The organism is Micromonospora sp. DT227 (genome assembly GCF_049841835.1).
In the GTDB taxonomy this organism is placed as follows: Bacteria; Actinomycetota; Actinomycetes; order Mycobacteriales; family Micromonosporaceae; genus Micromonospora.
Genome location: NZ_JBNCLA010000050.1, coordinates 1 through 649 on the forward strand (window position 1 = coordinate 1; position 649 = coordinate 649).

The 649-nt window shown below is 67.3% G+C and carries 1 protein-coding gene; it reads left to right on the forward strand.

What is annotated here, in order from left to right:
• Window positions 1–18: 18 nt before the first annotated feature.
• Window positions 19–649 (forward strand): condensation domain-containing protein (locus ACLQ2W_RS33835; protein WP_425791962.1); only part of this gene is annotated, 631 nt, incomplete at its 3' end.

Here is a 649-nt window from a genome sequence, read left to right on the forward strand (position 1 = left end):
ACCGGTACGACGGTGTACATGGTGTTGCTGGCTGGTCTGGGTGGGTTGTTGAGCCGGTTGGGTGCGGGGGTGGACATCCCGATCGGTTCTCCGGTGGCGGGTCGGTTGGACGAGCGGCTGGACGATCTGGTCGGTTTCTTCGTCAACACGCTGGTGATGCGGGTGGACACCTCGGGCGACCCGACGTTCACCGAGCTGCTGCACCGGGTACGCGGTACGGCGCTGACGGCCTACGCCCACCAGGACGTTCCCTTCGAGCACCTGGTCGAGGAACTGAACCCGACGCGCACGCTGGCCCACCATCCGCTGTTCCAGATCATGCTCGCGCTGCAGAACACGCCCGACCCGCACTTCGCGCTGCCCGGCCTCGATCTGCAGGTGCAACCCGTGAGCACCGGGACCTCCCGCTTCGACCTGGCCCTGAGCCTGTGGGAACGCCACGACGGCGCCACACCCTCCGGGATGGATGGTGTGGTGGAGTTCTCGTTGGATCTGTTCGACCGGGCGGTGGTGACCGAACTGGTTGACCGGTGGCTTCGAATCCTCGCCGCACTGGCCGCCGGAGACGTCGGAGCCCGACTCTCGCAATGGGACGTCGTGTCCGCAGCCGAGCGTGCCGATCTGCTGCGCTGGGGCGACGGCGGCGACA